Source organism: Cytobacillus dafuensis (assembly GCF_007995155.1).
In the GTDB taxonomy this organism is placed as follows: domain Bacteria; phylum Bacillota; class Bacilli; order Bacillales; family Cytobacillaceae; genus Cytobacillus; species Cytobacillus dafuensis.
The window spans coordinates 964,666-982,555 of sequence record NZ_CP042593.1 but is presented as its reverse complement, the minus strand read 5'-3'; the positions used below and the strand labels follow the sequence as shown (position 1 = coordinate 982,555).

14 protein-coding genes and 1 pseudogene are annotated in these 17,890 nt (G+C 36.3%); 6 read left to right on the top strand and 9 right to left on the bottom strand.

What is annotated here, in order from left to right; all coding sequences use genetic code 11:
* Positions 1-13 precede the first annotated feature (13 nt).
* From tatA to FSZ17_RS23990, 6 genes are all read right to left on the bottom strand, one after another.
* Positions 14-205, bottom strand: coding sequence for a twin-arginine translocase TatA/TatE family subunit (gene tatA, locus FSZ17_RS04840; RefSeq protein ID WP_057776016.1), 192 nt, complete (start codon positions 203-205; stop codon positions 14-16).
* Between the two features lie 18 nt (positions 206-223).
* Positions 224-1,936: a GMC family oxidoreductase gene (locus tag FSZ17_RS04835; protein ID WP_057776017.1), complete on the bottom strand. Its 1,713-nt coding sequence runs from the start codon at positions 1,934-1,936 to the stop codon at positions 224-226.
* 11 nt (positions 1,937-1,947) lie between these two features.
* Entirely contained in the window at positions 1,948-2,697 is a 750-nt protein-coding gene (locus FSZ17_RS04830; protein WP_057776018.1) for a gluconate 2-dehydrogenase subunit 3 family protein, read from the bottom strand.
* A gap of 247 nt (positions 2,698-2,944) precedes the next feature.
* A complete protein-coding gene (locus FSZ17_RS04825) occupies positions 2,945-4,255 on the bottom strand; it encodes a uracil/xanthine transporter (protein WP_057776019.1) in 1,311 nt (436 codons plus the stop codon).
* A 374-nt stretch (positions 4,256-4,629) separates the two neighbouring features.
* On the bottom strand, positions 4,630-5,583 hold the full coding sequence (locus tag FSZ17_RS04820) for a nuclease-related domain-containing protein (RefSeq protein ID WP_057776020.1): 954 nt from the start codon (positions 5,581-5,583) through the stop codon (positions 4,630-4,632).
* Between the two features lie 304 nt (positions 5,584-5,887).
* Positions 5,888-7,639, bottom strand: coding sequence for an ABC transporter ATP-binding protein (locus FSZ17_RS23990; protein ID WP_057776021.1), 1,752 nt, complete (start codon positions 7,637-7,639; stop codon positions 5,888-5,890).
* 166 nt (positions 7,640-7,805) lie between these two features.
* On the opposite strand from FSZ17_RS23990, the gene FSZ17_RS04810 reads away from it, so the two are divergent.
* From FSZ17_RS04810 to FSZ17_RS04800, 3 genes are all read left to right on the top strand, one after another.
* Complete coding sequence (locus FSZ17_RS04810; protein ID WP_057776061.1) at positions 7,806-9,233, top strand: ABC transporter permease; 1,428 nt, start codon at positions 7,806-7,808, stop codon at positions 9,231-9,233.
* Between the two features lie 13 nt (positions 9,234-9,246).
* The gene (locus tag FSZ17_RS04805) at positions 9,247-10,761 is read left to right on the top strand and encodes an ABC transporter permease (RefSeq protein WP_057776022.1); all 1,515 of its coding nucleotides are present in this window, start codon (positions 9,247-9,249) and stop codon (positions 10,759-10,761) included.
* A gap of 72 nt (positions 10,762-10,833) precedes the next feature.
* The gene (locus FSZ17_RS04800; RefSeq protein WP_407643441.1) at positions 10,834-12,609 is read left to right on the top strand and encodes an ABC transporter substrate-binding protein; all 1,776 of its coding nucleotides are present in this window, start codon (positions 10,834-10,836) and stop codon (positions 12,607-12,609) included.
* A gap of 238 nt (positions 12,610-12,847) precedes the next feature.
* Here FSZ17_RS04800 and FSZ17_RS04795 read toward each other — a convergent pair whose 3' ends face one another.
* A complete protein-coding gene (locus FSZ17_RS04795; protein ID WP_057776024.1) occupies positions 12,848-14,152 on the bottom strand; it encodes a DUF4179 domain-containing protein in 1,305 nt (434 codons plus the stop codon).
* On the bottom strand, positions 14,145-14,690 hold the full coding sequence (locus tag FSZ17_RS04790) for a sigma-70 family RNA polymerase sigma factor (protein WP_057776025.1): 546 nt from the start codon (positions 14,688-14,690) through the stop codon (positions 14,145-14,147). Before FSZ17_RS04790 ends, FSZ17_RS04795 begins: the two co-directional genes overlap by 8 nt.
* 516 nt (positions 14,691-15,206) lie before the next feature.
* Between FSZ17_RS04790 and FSZ17_RS04785 the strand changes: the two genes are divergently transcribed.
* On the top strand, positions 15,207-15,857 hold the full coding sequence (locus FSZ17_RS04785; RefSeq protein WP_057776026.1) for a DsbA family oxidoreductase: 651 nt from the start codon (positions 15,207-15,209) through the stop codon (positions 15,855-15,857).
* 20 nt (positions 15,858-15,877) lie between these two features.
* Positions 15,878-16,201 (top strand): annotated as a pseudogene (locus tag FSZ17_RS04780) (nitroreductase family protein); the annotation flags it as partial.
* Positions 16,202-16,274: 73 nt separating this feature from the next.
* Here FSZ17_RS04780 and psiE read toward each other — a convergent pair.
* Positions 16,275-16,700, bottom strand: a complete 426-nt coding sequence (psiE, locus tag FSZ17_RS04775; protein ID WP_057776027.1) for a phosphate-starvation-inducible protein PsiE — start codon at positions 16,698-16,700, stop codon at positions 16,275-16,277.
* Between the two features lie 108 nt (positions 16,701-16,808).
* Between psiE and FSZ17_RS04770 the strand changes: the two genes are divergently transcribed.
* Positions 16,809-17,696, top strand: a complete 888-nt coding sequence (locus FSZ17_RS04770) for an aminoglycoside phosphotransferase family protein (protein ID WP_082625394.1) — start codon at positions 16,809-16,811, stop codon at positions 17,694-17,696.
* Positions 17,697-17,890: the final 194 nt, after the last annotated feature.

Sequence of the window (17,890 nt, the reverse complement as noted above, 5' to 3'; positions counted from 1 at the left end):
TCACCTTATCGCACTACTCAGACTTTTTTTCAGGCATTGAAGTTGTATCCTCATCATCCAACACGCCCTTTGTCGATCTTTTAAATTCTGATAATGTCTTACCAAATGCTCCACCGATTTCAGGCAGTTTTTTTGGTCCGAATATGATTAATACAATTACAAGGATAATGATTAGACCCGGAATTCCTATTGATGATAATCCCATATTATGAGCCTCCTAATTTTAAACAAGACTTCCCCCACTTTTGCTATATTTAATAATCCCGTCTGCACAGCGGTATGCTAGAGCTCCAACTGTTCCAGTAGGATTATACCCACTGTTGTGATTAAAGTTTCCAGCTCCCACTACAAACAGATTATCGGCATCCCAATGCTGTAAATAAGTGTTCACTACACTCGTATCACGATCTACTCCCATGATGGTTCCGCCAGTATTATGTGTAGACTGATATGGAACAATATCATACTCTTCTATAACATTTTCAGGTACTACAGTCTTAGCTCCCATTTCTTTCATAATCTCTTCCGTTTTGTCATTTGAAAATTTAAAGAGATTTCGGTCTTGTTCTGTAAAATTATATGTAAGCCGCAAAAGCGGCAAGCCGTAAGCATCTTTGTATGTGTCATCTAACGACATATAGTTTTCTTTATGAGGCATCGTTGCACCTTGGCCGCCTACATAGAGAGTTCTTGTGAAATTATAGATGGAGGCTTTTTTAAATTCAGGTCCCCATGATGGAACGTCAGGTGTGACAGGATTCTTGGCAATTGGTCTGTTCCCAGATTGGGTAATCCAAATTCCGGAGCCATGAATAAAATTCACATCACTATGGTCAAAGTTATCGCCATTCCAATCATCTAATGTCATTCCTAATGCCCCAGCTCCCATAAACACATTCATTTGCTCGTCGAAAAAGCCAGTTGAACCAGCGTTTAACTGATAACAGTAGTTTTTCCCTAAGGTTCCCCTTCCTGTATCAGGATCGTATTGTTCCCCAATTTTTGAAACCATAAGCAGCTTTGCATTGTTTAAAACATAGCTTGTTAAGACGACTACGTCTGCTGGCTGGATGATTTCCTCTAATGATAATGTATCAATGTATTTAACACCTGTTACCTTATTTCCTTGTTTTAATATTTCAACTACATTTGCATTGAAGCGAAGATCATAATTTCCTGTTTTTAAAGCAGTAGGCACCACCGTAACCTCAGGGCTTGCCTTGGCCCCATACTCACAACCAAATCTTTCGCAATATCCGCAATATTGACATCCATTGATTTTGGAGCCATCCGGATTCGTATATGTTGTTGAAATTGTTGCTGCTGGCAGCATATATGGTTTCATTCCCATTTTTTGAGTTGCTTTTTCAAACCGTTCAAGAATTGGAGTCTTTACCATCGGCGGAGTTGGATATTCACTTGAACGCTTACCTCCATACGGGTTTTTATTTTCCCCAGAAATCCCTGCTGTTTTTTCAAACTTGTCATAATAAGGCTCTAAATCGTCATACGTTAATCCCCAATCCTGTAAAAGATAATCTTTTGGGACTTTATTTTTCCCGTATTTTTTTTCAGTAAGGGTTTTTATCTCGAAATCATATGGTAAAAATCGGTATGTCCAGCCATTCCAATGAGTTCCTGCTCCTCCAAGTCCTTCACCTAAAAGGAAAGAACCCATCTGCCTCATTGGAAGTGCTTTCATTTTGCGGGTATTTTGAAAAGTAACGGTTTCCTTTGCAACATTTTGCATTAATTCATAACGAATGGCATAGCGGTACTCATCATGAACATGTAAAAAATCAGCAGTTCCTCTTTCCTGCCCACGTTCTAGACCAACAACCTTAAGGCCTGCTTTTGTACATTCCGCAGCGACTATGCCGCCTGTCCAGCCTACACCAACTGTAACAACATCAACTTTTTCCAATGTTCTCGCCATAATGTACTCCTTTAATGCTTCATATTAGCTAAAGATTGAGGATCTATTTTCTGAAATTCTTTACTATCTATTACATTAAGATAGGACATTTGATTTCCTGGGAAGTTTTTCATTCTCCATCCATCCATATTATTATTTCCACTATAAATCGGATCAGCATATGCGCCTTGCAGTGTAGCAGCTCTTAGCATGCGAAAGAAAAAATCAGACGTAAGCCCGTTCATTTTTACTTCACCTTTTTCAAATGAAGTAAGGATTGCATCCATTTGCTCACCTTCGAGATCGACAAAACTCTTTTTATATCTCGATTGTGCCTCCTTTTCGAGCATCGAAACCCCTTGCGTATATGCATCTGCACGAGTTTGAGAGCTTTGATAGCCTTGTGTTGGTGCTCCTACGAAGAATGGTCCTTGCATGTATTCCCTAGCATTACTTCCATAATTTCCTGCAAGCTGATTATCGATAAAATATGGAACACCAAGCTCGATAGCTCCTGGGCCTGTGTCATCTTTTGGAAAAATTCGTTCGGTCGCTTGGGATAGAATATTAAAATCACGATCTTTTGTAAAAAACATTCTTCCTTTCGGGCTTGTTAAGTTATGATTCGTTTTCTCTGTTTTTTTGTCTGGAACTTTTGTTGTTTTAGGCATCCCATAACCAATGATGCCACCAATCAGGCCACCACCAATTAAAGTCCCAGTTGCAATCCCAGACGTTTTCAAAAAGTCACGTCTAGAAATGTTTTTTTCTTTCTCTGACATGTAATGACCTCCTTTTTTATACCTACATCTAACGTAGATTTAATACGAAAATGCATTTTGAAAATAAGGAATTCACCTCAATAAATTGAGTAGCTACAAGTATTGACATAGAATTTTTTTTTAATCATTTTGGAGTAATAGGTTAACTATTTTTTTAAAAAAAATTGGTATAAAAAAGGGATTCATCGAATGCTAAAATCCGAGCAAAAAAACCCCCTGCTTATCCAAGCAGAGGGCTTTTACCTTTTTAACCATTCTTCAACTCAAACTGCTGTTCAAACGCCGACCAATTAACCATTTTCTCTAATAGAATCGAAATGAACACACCCATGATCAATCCATTTGAAATAAATGGCTGTATCAGAACTGGTAAATCTTTGAAAAGAGAAGGATTAATATTCATTAGGCTTATTCCAACCAAAACAGGGGCAGCCAATCGAAAAATCGTATTCGAATTAAATACCTTTCCATTTAAACTGTTAAAAGCTGTTCCGAAAAGCTGCAAGTAGGCTACAAACAATACTGCATTCCCAACCGTCATCGGCATGGAAGCCAAAAATGACCCTAGTGCCGGAATAAGCCCGATCAATGTGATAAGCGCTCCTCCAATAAAAAAGGGCTTCTTATCTAGAATTCTCGTACTTTGCAAAAATCCAATTGTAGATGTATACGGTGTAAACGGTACAAGCCCGAAACCTGTCCCAATCACAGAAAAAATACTTGTAATAAAAATGGATTGTCGGTATCGCTTCTGTGATGTTTCCTTTTGAAAAAGCTTTTCACTTGCACTAATCGAAGCGATCGTATTGCTTAAATTCATAATCCCCGCAAAAAATGCAACAGTAATAATTCCGAATTCTAAATTAGGTTTCCCTAAAGGAAATAATGTAAAAGTAATTCCCGTCGCTTGAGCCGTTTGTTCAAGCTGATCCACAAATAATAAATCATAGAACAGCCATCCGACAATCAATCCTATTAATATGGAAAAGTTGCTTATCGTTGTACTTCCCTTTAACTTAAGCAAGCTGACAAATATGACTATCCCAATTGAAAATAAGCTGACTGGAATATCCAGTGTGCCCTGCTCTGTAATTTTCAGCATCCCTTTGAAAAAAATCAATACGAGCTGAAAGGTTAATAGAAATAAATAAACGGACATCACCATTGGATTAAAGATAGATTGTAATAACGAGATGCCATTAAAAGCAGCAAGAATAATCGTTACGAAGCATGCCAATAAAATGCCTGTCGCAATTCCCCCGCCAATCGCCGAGTAGCTCATTCCGAGCGATGACGCAGATAGCCCTAAATTTAAGATTAATCCCCACATTAGTCCGGAATGACCTTCCAATAAAGGATATCTATGTCCTTTCCATCCTTGAAAAATACAGGCTAGACCAGTAAATATCAGCGAAGTTTTAAGCATCATCGCCATCGTATCTGGAGGCAGATGAAATGCATTCGCTACAGATATTGGAACCATAACGGTATTTGCAAATATAAAAAATAACCATTGAACAGAAGATAACATCGTCATAGATGAAAACCATTTGTTCATGTATATCACCACTTTCTTTTAAGCCTTCACTCGATGTTTAAATTAAATAACTCCCTCGAACCGCTAACCCCTTTCACAAAGAAAAAAGCCAGCATTCATTTGGCCGACTTCTATTATTATAATATAATCATATACTTTTATTTAAACTTTTTCCTTCCATATAATGTGTTGAACTATATTTATTGTCCAAATATCAAATATATTGTCCGTTTTGGAGATTTATTGTCCGATCCAGAAATATATTGTCCAAATTTCAGTTTTATTGTCCGAGTTCACAACTTTATTGTCTAAGTTTACAAATTACCCTTAAATTTAAGAGGAATGTAGACAAGCATAGGAAAGTGAGTGAATAGATCTTATATATAAATCAAATACTACCTTGCTTGATAAAGCCTGCCCTTCTTTTCACCCGTTTTCTTCAAATCCATAGATTCAAGAAGTTTTGAAGCGGAGCTAATCGAGTGGATATGCAGAAAATGACGGAAATCTGCATTTGACATAGTATTTTTGATTAAATAGAAGTAATCCTGTGTAGCTTTAATATGTTCAACTTTAGAAATCGTTTGACACCTTGGACAATACCACTTTCTTCTATAATACTTCATCGGAAAAGTTTTACATTGAGGACACTGCACACCTGTAATAATATCTGATGAGGGAATTGAATATTTTTGGAGGAAAGATTGCGTTTCAAAAGGAGAATGATATTTTAAAATACTCTTACTCAATTTTCGCATTTCTTGTGGATTTAATATTTCCACAATATATTTCTTCTCAAGAGTAGCGATTTTCTCTAATAATCGGTCAATTTTACAAACATATTTGGATACATACTGATTACCCTTTAGTATTGCTGAAGAATTGCTATTTATGATTAGAATTTCAATAGGTAAATGAATTAGACGTTTCTTATCTAACCATTTTCTCAGTTGAAGCTGCTGTCGTTGGATTTGTAATAGTGGATTAGGAAATCCCTCTTCCTTCTCATCAATACTTCTAATTAATTGATTAAAATTTGGTTCAAATAGCAAAGTGCCTGTTATATTTTTCACTTCTACAATCAGAGCAAAGTCGGTAGAGAGGATAAGTGAATCGATTTGAAAATAGTATTCTCCGTTGCAAAGACGAAGATCGTGGAAAATAGAATATTTTTGTTCATCAAGAAAGCTTAGATAATAATTAAGAGCTTTTTCACCCTGATATCCTGCCTTATATTTGGACAAGTCTTCCTCAATGATCGTTCTCTTTGGATGATGTTCGTGCAGTCTTCGAAGTATAGCCTCAAGTACTAATATTTTTATAGGAATTTCTCGTTTTTTTACAATCAAATTCATCACTCCTTTTATTTTAGTAAAATATTCTTCATTCCTCGTTTATTTCCTCTCAAAATTCAATAATCTTTATTTGAATTTTTCACTTATTGTCCAAACATCAAATATATTGTCCGTTTTGGAGATATGTTGTCCGTTCCAAAAATATATTGTCCAAATTCCAGTTTTATTGTCCGAGTTCACAACTTTATTGTCCAAGTTCACAAATAAGTTAAAAATAGGAAATTAAACATCCAACGTTTGCATTAAACCCTATAAAAAACCGCCTCCATAAAGCGGAAACGGTTCATCATCTTATTCATTATACATGGACAGCGACTTTCGGCATGGCGACCCAATGCCCCTTAGATACTTCAACAAGCTCAGATTGACTTAAGTGATACTTGTCTTCATCTGTTTGCTCCTCCATTAATACTCTTTTCTTCATTGATTCTATCTTTGGATCAGGGATAGGAATGGCAGAGAGTAATTTTTTCGTATACTCATGCTGCGGATTCGAGTAGAGCTCTTCACTTTCAGCAAGCTCAACAATCTTCCCTGCATACATAACTGCAACCCGATCACTAATATGCTTCACCATGGATAGGTCATGGGCAATGAATAAATAAGTTAGACCGAGACGATGCTGCAGATCCTCCAATAGCTTAACGACCTGTGATTGAATGGATACATCAAGAGCAGACAGCGGTTCGTCACAGACGATGAATTTAGGTTCCACTGCAAGAGCGCGTGCAATCCCGATGCGTTGCCGCTGTCCACCAGAGAATTCATGTGGGTAGCGCAGTGCATGAGATGGCTCTAGTCCTACCATTTCAAGGAGCTCTTCCACTCTCCTTTTCCGTTCAGCCTTACTCCCGCTTAATTTATGTACATCTAAGGCTTGCCCAATAATATCAAGAACTTTAAACCTAGGATTTAGAGACGCATAAGGGTCTTGAAAAATCATTTGCATATGACGGCGCATAATCTTCATTTCACTTTGAGATAACCGATTAACTGCCATCCCTTGGTATAAAACATCTCCACCTGTCGGTTCATGTAGACGTAAAATCGCTCGCCCAGTTGTGGACTTTCCAGAACCTGACTCCCCGACAAGTCCAAGAGTTTCACCCGGTCGAATATGGAAGCTGATATTATCTACCGCTTTTAAAACATTCCCCTTCCCCATATCAAAATATTGCTTCAGTCCTCGAACTTTAAGCAATGGTTTGTCATAATCCGTACCCGGCAGAATCAGCGGTGCAGGCTTTGGCTTCTTGTTCTCATCGAGACGAGGCAGCGCATTTAAAAGTTTCAATGTATATGGATGCTTTGGATTTTCAAAAATCTCTTCAGTTGTTCCGGTTTCTACAATTTCTCCATCCTTCATCACGACAACTCTATCACACATACCAGCTACCACACCGAGGTCATGTGTAATTAAGATGATCGAGGTACCGAACCGTTCCTGCATATCCTTCATCAAATTCAATATTTGTGCCTGTATCGTCACATCAAGTGCTGTTGTCGGTTCGTCTGCAATTAAAAGTGTTGGCCGGCAAGCAAGAGCAATTGCGATCATAACCCTTTGCCTCATTCCGCCTGAAAACTCATGAGGGTATTGATTGTATCGCGTTTCACTGTTACGAATACCAACAAGTTTAAGCAAGTCAATTGCTTTTTCTTTGCCCTCTTTCTGCGATAATTTCTGATGCTTAATCAGGCTTTCCGCGATTTGCTTTCCTATTTTGATTGTCGGATTCAATGATGTCATTGGGTCTTGGAAAATCATTCCGATATCCCGACCACGAATGCTTTCCATCTCCTTCTCAGTTTTCGTGCTGAGGTTTTCACCTAAAAAGGTAATTTCTCCTTCCTTCATAAAAGAGGGTGGAGACGGGAGCAGTCGCATAATGGACCTGGCCGTTACACTTTTGCCGCTTCCAGATTCTCCAACGATCCCTAAAGTTTCCCCCTTCTTCACTTCAAAACTAACACCGCGAACAGCCTCAAATTCATCATCTCGAGACAGAAATGATACCCGTAAATTTTTCACTCTCAAAATCGGTTCCAAAACTCCCACCTACCAGTAATCGAATATATTCTAAATCTTTCAACAACTATTTATTGACTTTTTCATAATATGAATTAAAATATACTATACAGATCGGAATAATGCAATTTTATTTGAAGGGAGGTCCAATGATTTGGAGGTAGAAAAAGTAATAAAAACAAGTAAAATGAATCAAAAGTCTAAATTTTCCGAAATCATAAGACGTACATACACCAAGATGCAGCCACACCCTTCTTACAGATGGTTAGTCTTTATACTTGGCTTCCCGGTTCACCTAGTTGTGTTTCTTTTTTATCTGAAGCAAAGAAAAAAAGATACATATTCTACAATAGTAGAAGAAACAAAGAAAGCACTTCTAGCAACTGGATTTAAGGATGAATTAATCCTTGAACTTAAAGTGCAATTGGTAAGGAAGCAAAATTTCTTTGGCCAAAAGGTAAATCAAAAGGAAATAGAGCTGCAAGCCGAGAAATGGGCAGAAGAACAATTTCAAAAAACCGTACAAGAAAAGGTAGCCTCTCTACTTGAGGCAAAGGACGAGAAAAGGATTACATATGAAGCAACCTTTCAATCTTTAATCTCAAACCCTCTTTTTTTGCTCTTAACTTTCATTCCTGGTTTGCCTATGTATCTATTCATTCTACTATATAGCAATCCATATTTGAAATATATTTTTGAACGACTTATTATGAGTCTATTTGTTATTCTCGGTGTTGCTTTTTTTGTTTTTACCATTTTGTATTTGTCGCCATTTGATCCTGCTGCAAACATCCTCGGTGAAACGGCAACAAAAGAACAAATAGCGGCATTCAATCATCTTTATGGACTTGATCAGCCGTATTTAACTCAATTATGGAATGCGCTGAAAGGAATTTTCACATTTGATTTAGGATCATCCTTTTCAGGAAATGAAGAGGTTGCCTCAAGTATCGCAAGAAAATTCCCGATCACACTTTTATTAACAGTCATATCTCTAATAATGGCGATCATCATTGCCATACCAATAGGAATTATTTCAGCGACAAAGCCTAATTCTTTTTTTGATTATACCTTTATGTTTATTGCGCTGATAGGATTATCCATTCCGAACTTTTGGCAGGGGCTTATCTTTATCTTAAATTTTTCTATTAAATTACAATGGCTGCCGGCAACCTTTAATCCTCAAAATTGGCTTTCTATTATTATGCCTGCCGTCGTACTAGGAACTGGACTTACTGCATCGATTGCTCGTATGACAAGGTCATCGACGCTTGAGGTCATAAATGAAGATTATATTATTACTGCAAAAGCAAAGGGGCTTACTCAGCGGCAAGTTCTATGGAAACATGCTGTCGGGAATGCCATGATTCCAGTCATCACCGTAATTGGCTTGATGTTTGGAGGAATGCTTGGCGGTGCAGCAGTTACCGAAAAAGTATTTAATATTAGCGGAATTGGGAGTTATATCGTGGATAAGCAGTTTATTCCTGATATACCTAGCATTATGGGCGGGGTTGTCTATATCGCTATTACAATTTCATTAATCAATTTGTTCATCGACATTTTGTATGCATTCTTTGACCCACGAATCCGTTCAAAAATGAAACAATATTAAAGCAGGTGTAGGAATGGCAACTATCTTAAAGGAAAAGGAAAGTTATATAAAGAAGCACGCGCTGAAATTATCATCAGAGTATACACAGGCAAGCTTCACATGGATTACATCGCTTGCACTTACAATTATTTTTCTGGTAAGCAGCATAGATTTTTCAGGAAAAGCAATAAAGCCTTTTGTATTTAGTGTATTTGTTGCCTATGCCCTGTTTACATGTATTCAGATACTTATCACCTTTATGATCAAAAAGGATCTTCAAGGCATAGGCTATATACGTAATTCAACAAGGAAACTTGGGCTTATTCAGCTGTTGAGCATTTTGACAGGTAATATTTTTATCTTTACCTTTGCCATTCAATTAGTCAAAGCGGAAAAGTCACCTGAGTATACCTTTGCTGGATATATGCTGCTAACTCAAATCTGTATCATTGCTATATCAGCATTAAATTTATTTAAGCCTTATGTTGCGGATACGTTTCTACCAGCGATGGGTGCATTGCTAGTTATGGCCATTTTTCAACTTGTATCATTTTTTCTTATTGCGAAGGATGGAAAAGGTAAACAAAGGGCTCGGTGGAAAGTATTCTTTGCATTCCCTCTTTTGCTCACAGCAGTAACGGGCAATCTCTTTGCGCTCGTATTAGGCTGGAATATGCTTATGCATGAACGATTCATGAATAGTCCAAGTGTTGGGAAATGGCGTAAGGTTTGGGAGAAAATCGCATCTAATATGACAGCAATGCTTGGTTTATTCTTTATCGTCTTTGTATTTTCCATTTCCATTTGCAGCTACTTAACATTTGACTACGGGATGGCGGTTGAGAATAATTACAGCGCAATCCTTCAAGCACCAAGCTTAGCTTATCCACTTGGAACAGACAATTTTGGAAGAGATTTATTTTCACGAATAGTGTTTGGAGCAAGAATCTCACTTATCGTTGGATTTTTATCGACCGCTATTCCATTTATTATAGGCGGTTTTCTTGGAGCCATTTCCGGCTACTATGGACAGCGGACAGACAATATTATCATGCGATTACTTGATATTCTTTACGCAATTCCAGGTATTCTATTGGCTATTGTCATTATCGCTGCTTTTGGCTCTAACACAATGACACTTGTTCTTGCCTTAAGCGTAGGATCCATACCTACTTATGCAAGAACGATGCGGGCAAATGTAATGATGGTATCAAATTATGAATATGTTGACTCCGCACGTGCACTTGGTTCTAGTAATCTATCAATTATTTTTCAACATGTTGTTCCAAACTCGCTTGCTCCGATGATTGTGAAAGCGACTCTAACCATCGGGGGAGCCGTCATTGCAACAAGCAGTTTAAGCTATTTAGGACTTGGGGTCGAGCCTCATATTCCTGAATGGGGAAACATCTTAAAAATTGGAAGCACATATCTTGAATCACATTCTTATCTAGCCATATATCCAGGGCTAGCAATTATTGCACTCGTTCTATCCTTTAATTTCTTTGGAGACGGATTAAGGGATGCACTCGATCCAAAATTAGATTAATATTTTTCAAATTCAAAGGAGGAATACATTGTGAAAAAAACTCTATTACCACTGCTTCTTGCCTTCGTCTTAATGTTAGCAGGATGTGTTAAAACAAAATCTGATGTTGCAGAAAAACCGGCTTCAAATGAGAAATCAGGCGGAGAACAAAATGCGCAAGTTGATATTGAAATTCTAGGAATGAGCAGCAGCGAAGAAGATATGAATATTGTTCGCGATCAGCTTGTCAAGAATGGCTTTAATGTAAAGCTGAATATTCAGCCTGATTATGGCAGCTTTAAAGCTCAACAAGACGCAGGCAACTATGATGTTTCATTGTCAGGTTGGACAACAGTTACTGGGAACCCAGATTACGCCGTTCGTTCCCTATTCAAAAGCGGCGGCGATTACAGCATTTTGGCTGATCCTGAAATAGACAAATTAATTGACAAAGCAAGCACTCAAACACCTGAAGAATATGTTGAAACATATAAGGAATTAGAACAACGACTTGTATTTGATAAGGCATATATTGCACCGTTATACATTTCTTTAAAAACACAGGCTATTAACAAAGACGTGTTAAACCCTGATACAGTGAGACTTTCAAAATCTCGTTCCCTTGCTTGGGAGACAATTGATTTTAATGACCAAGCAAAGCGCGCATCAGAGCCGCTTGTCTTATCACAAGCCAATCCAACCTTAACATCACTTGACCCAATTAAGGGTAACGATGGTTCTATTAACATGATTAACACGAATATGTATGTTCGTTTAATTAACTTAACGGATGATGACAAAATTACAGCTGATGGATCACTATCACGTAACTATAGCATTGCAGATGGAAACGCAGAGTATTATTTCCTATTGAGAGACGATATTAATTTTGCCAAAATCACTGATAAAAAAGCTGTTGATACTGGCGAGCGTGTAGGAGCAGATGATGTTATCTTCTCTCTAAATCGTGCAAAAGATAAGGACTCAGTACCAGATCACCGCACATATAGCTTGCATGAGCATATTAAAACAGCGGAGGTTGTAACTGATTTAAGTGCACTTGAAAATGTTAAGCAATCAGGCAGTGATGAATCCATAAGAGAAGGTCTTGAAAAAGGCTTAGATACTAAAATTACTGAGCTTGTTGCTGATAAAACACAAGCAAATAACAAAGAGGGAAAATACCAAGTTGTTAAAGTAACAACAACAGAGCCATTTCCACAGGTACTTAATTATTTAGCACACCAATCTGCCGGTATTGTTTCTAAAAAGCAGGTTGAGAGCATCAACACTTATGATGTTGCTACTTTTGATGTAAACAAAGATATTCCTTATGGGGATCAAAATACAGTTACTGAAGGTGACAAATACAATAACACACTTTACACAAGCGGTCCTTACATTCTCTCTTACAAAAATGATTACGAAGCGATCTTCTACAAAAATCCTGGTTATATGAAAGGAACAGAAAACGAACCAAAAATCTCGAACATCAAGCTTCGATTCATTAAAGATTTGGATAGCTCACTTTCCGCATTACGTAATGGTGAAATTTATGTATTATATGGTGTACCAGAAAATAAACATGAAGTGGTTGAAGGCGACAGTAAGTTAAGACTTCAAAGTATGGAAAGCAACTCTGTATCCTACTTACTATTTAATACTGCTAATCGTGAAGTTGCTAAAAGCGAAGATTTAAGAAAAGCTGTTCTCTACTCAATCAATCAAGATGAAATCCTAAGCTATTACCAAGGCAAAAAAATCAAAGCCGTTTCAACAGTTAGTCCACTTGTGAAAACTGGAAACGAACTTAAAGCAGATCAAGCTAAGGTTACGGAATTCTTGAACAAGTATAACTCTAGTAAGTAATAGCAGCAACACAAACTCAATATGAATGACATAAAAGCCTGCCTCGGTACATAAATATTTTGACTGGAGCAGGCTTTTTTTATCTTACCTATACATATTGTCCAAATATCAAATATATTGGTGGTTCTGAGAAAATATTGTCCAAATTTCTATTTTATTGTCCGTGTTCACAACTTTATTGTCTAAGTTCACAAATTCTATAAAAAGGCCGTCTCCAAAATGGAAACGGCTAAATTAGTTATGGTAAATCAATTTCAAACGCCTCATACATAATTGGTTTTGGCTGATTAAAGGTTTTCAGCTTTAAACCTTTCATATTTTTTGTTGAAAATTCCTGTTTAAACCGATTTCCTTCTAATCTTTCTGCTAAAGGCTTATCCTTAGATATTAAATTCTCCCCGCTTGCATCCTCTAGCCAAATTGAATTACGGGAAGCATGATTGTCAATAATAGCATCACTTAGAACTTCAAAATAGACAATTACCCTATCATTCTTATGCTGAATATCCGTGACTTTTACTTTCTCCTCTTCATTTTGAACCATTGTGAAAGGGAGGCTTTGTCCATCTAATGAAACAGAGTATTCTTCATAGCCATCCTCCACCATTGGAATGATATAAGGAATAACCTTAACCTTTTTCGTTCCCTCTTTTAAAGGTGCATAAAGATAATCAAGATTTGCCTTTTCTATTCCGTTCTCTGTTTCACCATTTCCACTTGATCCAACGAAATCATACACATTTTCCTTTTCGTCTAAAATATAGAAATTTAACATATACGGATCAAAATCACTTTTTTCATCCACTGTAACATTGAACTTAAGATTTGTGCCTGCTGGACCAAGCTTTAAAGATGCCAGTTGTAGTTCTGCTCCATCAATCATTTTTACATCCATTGGTCTGATGACAGTTACTTCATTCGACTGCTTCACCGGGAAATCAAACGCCCACTTTCCTGGAATGAGACCGACAGCATCGATTCTCATTTTCATCTCAAACTCTTCTGGAAGCTCCTCAGTTGGTGTAATATCAATCGTTCCTTTATATTTTTTAGGGGTAATAAATTCTCCTGAATATCCTGAACTAAAGTTAATTTCCTTTCCGTTCACCTCAATTGTCGGCCGTTCGAGGTCTCCAATAGCGAAAAGTGATTCCTGCGTATACCCTAAGGTTAAACGCGTCCCATCGTAAAAGATCTCATTCATTGTCAATGTTATGCCGTTATCCTTTGATGATTGATCAATCACCTGTGTTAATCCCTTCTGCCCCGCTATACTTAACCCTTCATCTGCTGAGTCATTGAAAAAAGTTCCAACGAGCGGAATATGTGATGCAACCTTCGCCATTGCTGGGGATAGCATGGCTGAGCCAATAAATAATCCGAACCCTACCACAGCAGCACTAAATGAATAGAATGCAATTTTCTTTCTCGATCTCTTCACTCTGTTTTCCTTTATTGTATTTTCGATCATTTTATCAAGCTTCTCTACAGGCACCGATATCTTTTCCAATTCATTCTTAAACTCTGGGAATTGGCTATTCATTTACACAATCCTCCTTCATCTTTTCTCGCAATAGACTTATCCCTCGATGAATATTTGTTTTCACCGTTCCATCTGGACAATCTAGAAACTCAGCAATTTGCTTGACTGTATAATCCTTATAAAAACGAAGAATTAAAACTGTCTTATATTTTTCATCTAATTCTGTTATCGCCTGCATCAAATCAGAATGATCTTCACTAGGCAAATAAGGATTGATTTTACTCTCCAAAACTTCTCTTTCCATTGGAATGACTCTTTTTTTCTTGTTCAAAAGATCAAATGCCGTATTAATCAAAATTCGAGTTAGCCATGTAGAGAAATAACGTTCATCCTTCAAATCTTTAATAGAAATAAAGGCTTTATAAACGGTTTCTTGAAAAACCTCAAGCGTATCTGCCTCGTTTTTCATATAAACATAAGCCATTTTATAAAGTTTAATCTTTTCTTCCTCCATCAGCTCCTGAAAGGCTTTATGATTGCCTTTCTTAGCTCGTTGGACTTTCTTTATGTCTGCCAAAATGACTGCTCCTTCCTTCATCTTATCTAGCTTTTAGCATCTAATGATTATGGACATAAGCCCAATTTCCAAGGATTCCTTGTGATTATTACCAGTTTAAAAAGACGCCTTTCTAACTGTTAGACAAACGAGGTATGTAGAACGTTTCAATTTAATTGAGAATTTTAGACGAAAGCTCCTTAGTATCATGATAAGAATATATATTTAATTTTAAAAAACTCAATAGGAAAGCACCATATTAGCGATATGGTGCTACCCTAATAAATCTATCTACTTGATGAGGAGAATACTTTTCTGCAATAAATAGTTTTCTAGAAATTTTTATCACATTATGGTTGACTTCCGTTTTTGTTGTAACTATAATGATTACATCAAATGATGAGACATTTGAGAAGTAGTTGCAGCTATTCAATTTCTCAAAAGGAAATGAATATGAATGTACAGTTCTCTATATTGAGATGTACATATTTTTTTAACTAAGTTGTAACAAACTTAGTTACAACCGAACAAAAGATTAAGAGAAAGGTGAGATCCTAAATGACTGTAAAAATTAAAGCTTATTCCGATTTCATATGTCCATTTTGTTTTTTAGGAAAAGGTCCTCTAGATGAAATTGCAAAGGAGAAAGATGTAGAAGTAGAATGGATGCCATTTGAATTACGTCCGAATCCATATCCTAAAATTGATCCTTGGCAGGAACCTGAAAAATTAAGCTCCTGGGAGTCCTTTATTCAGCCTGCCGCAAAGAAATTAGGAATTGATATACGTTTACCGCGTGTTTCTCCTCATCCATATACACATCTTGCCTTTGAGGGATTTCAGTTTGCAAAAGAGCATGGGAAAGGAAATGATTTTCATCACAGAGTATTTAATGCGTTTTTCCAAGAAGAACAAAATATTGAAGATGTAGAAGTATTAACAGAATTGGCAGGTGAAGTTGGACTATCTAAGGATGATTTTAGAGAAGCTTTAGTATCACGAAAATATCGTGAGGTGCATCAAGAAGCTCTAAATCATGCTTACGAAGAAGCGCGAATTATGGCTGTTCCAACATTTATTATTGGCGATGAAGTGATTCAAGGATTGGCCAGCAAAGAACGATTAGCACAAGCTATTGATAAACAAATAGAAAAAAAAGAAACAAATGAAATTGATGGCATGCAATGTGATTTTACAGGTAATTGCTAATACTAGATTGTGAAACGGTAATTTTATTCTTTGAAAACCAAGAGACAGTAAAACAAATGCAAGAAAATGCACCATTATATAAAGAGCAATTCCCAAATTGGTCTCATCAAGGAAGTGCTATGTTACAGTACGCAACATGGCTGACTTTAACAGCTGAAGGCATTGGAGCATCTTTACAGCACTATAACCCAATTATTGATGAAGAAATTAAACTAACTTGGGATATTCCAGGGGAATGGAGTTTAATAGCACAAATGCCATTTGGTGAGCCAGATGAACAACCTGGAGAAAGAACATTTCTACCTTTCGAAGTGTTGTTACATTTCACTAATATTTATGTTTAGAACTTAAAAGCCACAAATAAGTATAAACCCTGGATATATGAAGGGTTTATACTTATTTATTTTGAAAATGTGCTTATTTTTTGATAGATACTCGTGGAGTTATATGCATGATGTAATACCCAATGATCAGAACCAAAATAACAAGGGAATAAAGCAAAGTATTCAGCGGATTATCGTGATCAACAATAATTAGTCTTACCATTGCTGTAATGCCAATGTATATAAAATATCGCAGTGGAAAATGATAATTCTCTTTAAAATACTTCACAATCATCGAGATAAATTCAAAATACAAAAAGAATATGAGAATATTAGCAAGGAAGAGTTTATAATCGTTGCTGTCACTTTCAATTAGCATCTGGAAAAAAACAATTAGCTCCTTTACTAATAAAACAGATAATATGCCTGCTAAAATAACAAGGGAAACATTCAAAACGATCTGAAGAATCATAGGAATAATATTTATTATATTTTCATAGTCTCTTTTCGTTTTATTCATCATGCATTCCTCCTCACCTATTTGTTACTTTATTTTTAGAGGATTAAAGGATTAAAAGATACTAAAGTCTGGTAAAATTTATGTAAAAATATCTTTATTGCGGTGATAATGATGAATGCTAGTGAAAAAGTGAACTTTATTCAGAAGGCTTTTCCTACTTTAAAAATACATGAAATAAAAGAAAATCATAGAGGCTGGGACAACGATATTATCATGATTAATCATTTGGACGTCTTCCGTTTTCCCAAAAACGAGAAAATAGCTTCTAAAATAACAATAGAAAAACAACTGTTAGATCTTTTAAGCGAAAAAAAGCCTTTCCTTAGCATCCCTGCCTACAAGCTTCTTTACGATGAAAACAAAAGACTTATTTGCACTCATCATCAATACATTGAAGGTCTGCCAATGATCCAATGTCATGATCTAACAAATGAAAATGAAACTGCCATTCTTTTAGGAGATTTTCTAACAAAATTACATAGCATTGATTATAAAAAGACAGAATTAACAACAATCCATACTAGCTCATATTGGAATAAGTTCTACTCATCTATTAAAGAAGATGTCTTCCCTTTTTTAAATCAAGCTGAAAAGGACAATATTAATCATCTATTTGATCGTTTTTTTAATACTTTTTCGAACATGGGAATAAACAAATGTGTGATCCACGGAGACCTTACAGGGGCTAATATGATTTATCACGCTGAACAAAATAAACTAGCAGGAATTATAGATTTTACAGATGCTCAAATCAGTGATCCAGCATTTGATTTTGCGGGGATATATTGGGATTTTGGTGCTGAATTTACTAAAAAGGTTCTTTCGCATTATGAGGGACAAGAAGATATAGATTCTATTTTTCATCGAGTTAGTAGTTTCTATGGATTACAGCCCATTTTTCACGAATTGCTATTCGCGATTAAAAATGGCGATAAGATTGATTTCCATGCTTCCCTTGCTAAATTGTTTAAGTTGCAGGAAGCTCCGGATAGCTGACTTTATAGATATACTACATTTGTTTATTTCACTCTGCAAAGCCCTAGTAATAATTAGTTCAATATGATTTTGTAATTGCCGACTCCATCCCCCCTTAATTTTCAAGGGGTATTTTTATAAAAATTAAAATATTTAAGACTTTTCTTTAACTTTCCATGTCTAACGAGTAGCAATAAATAAAGGAGGGTTCTTTT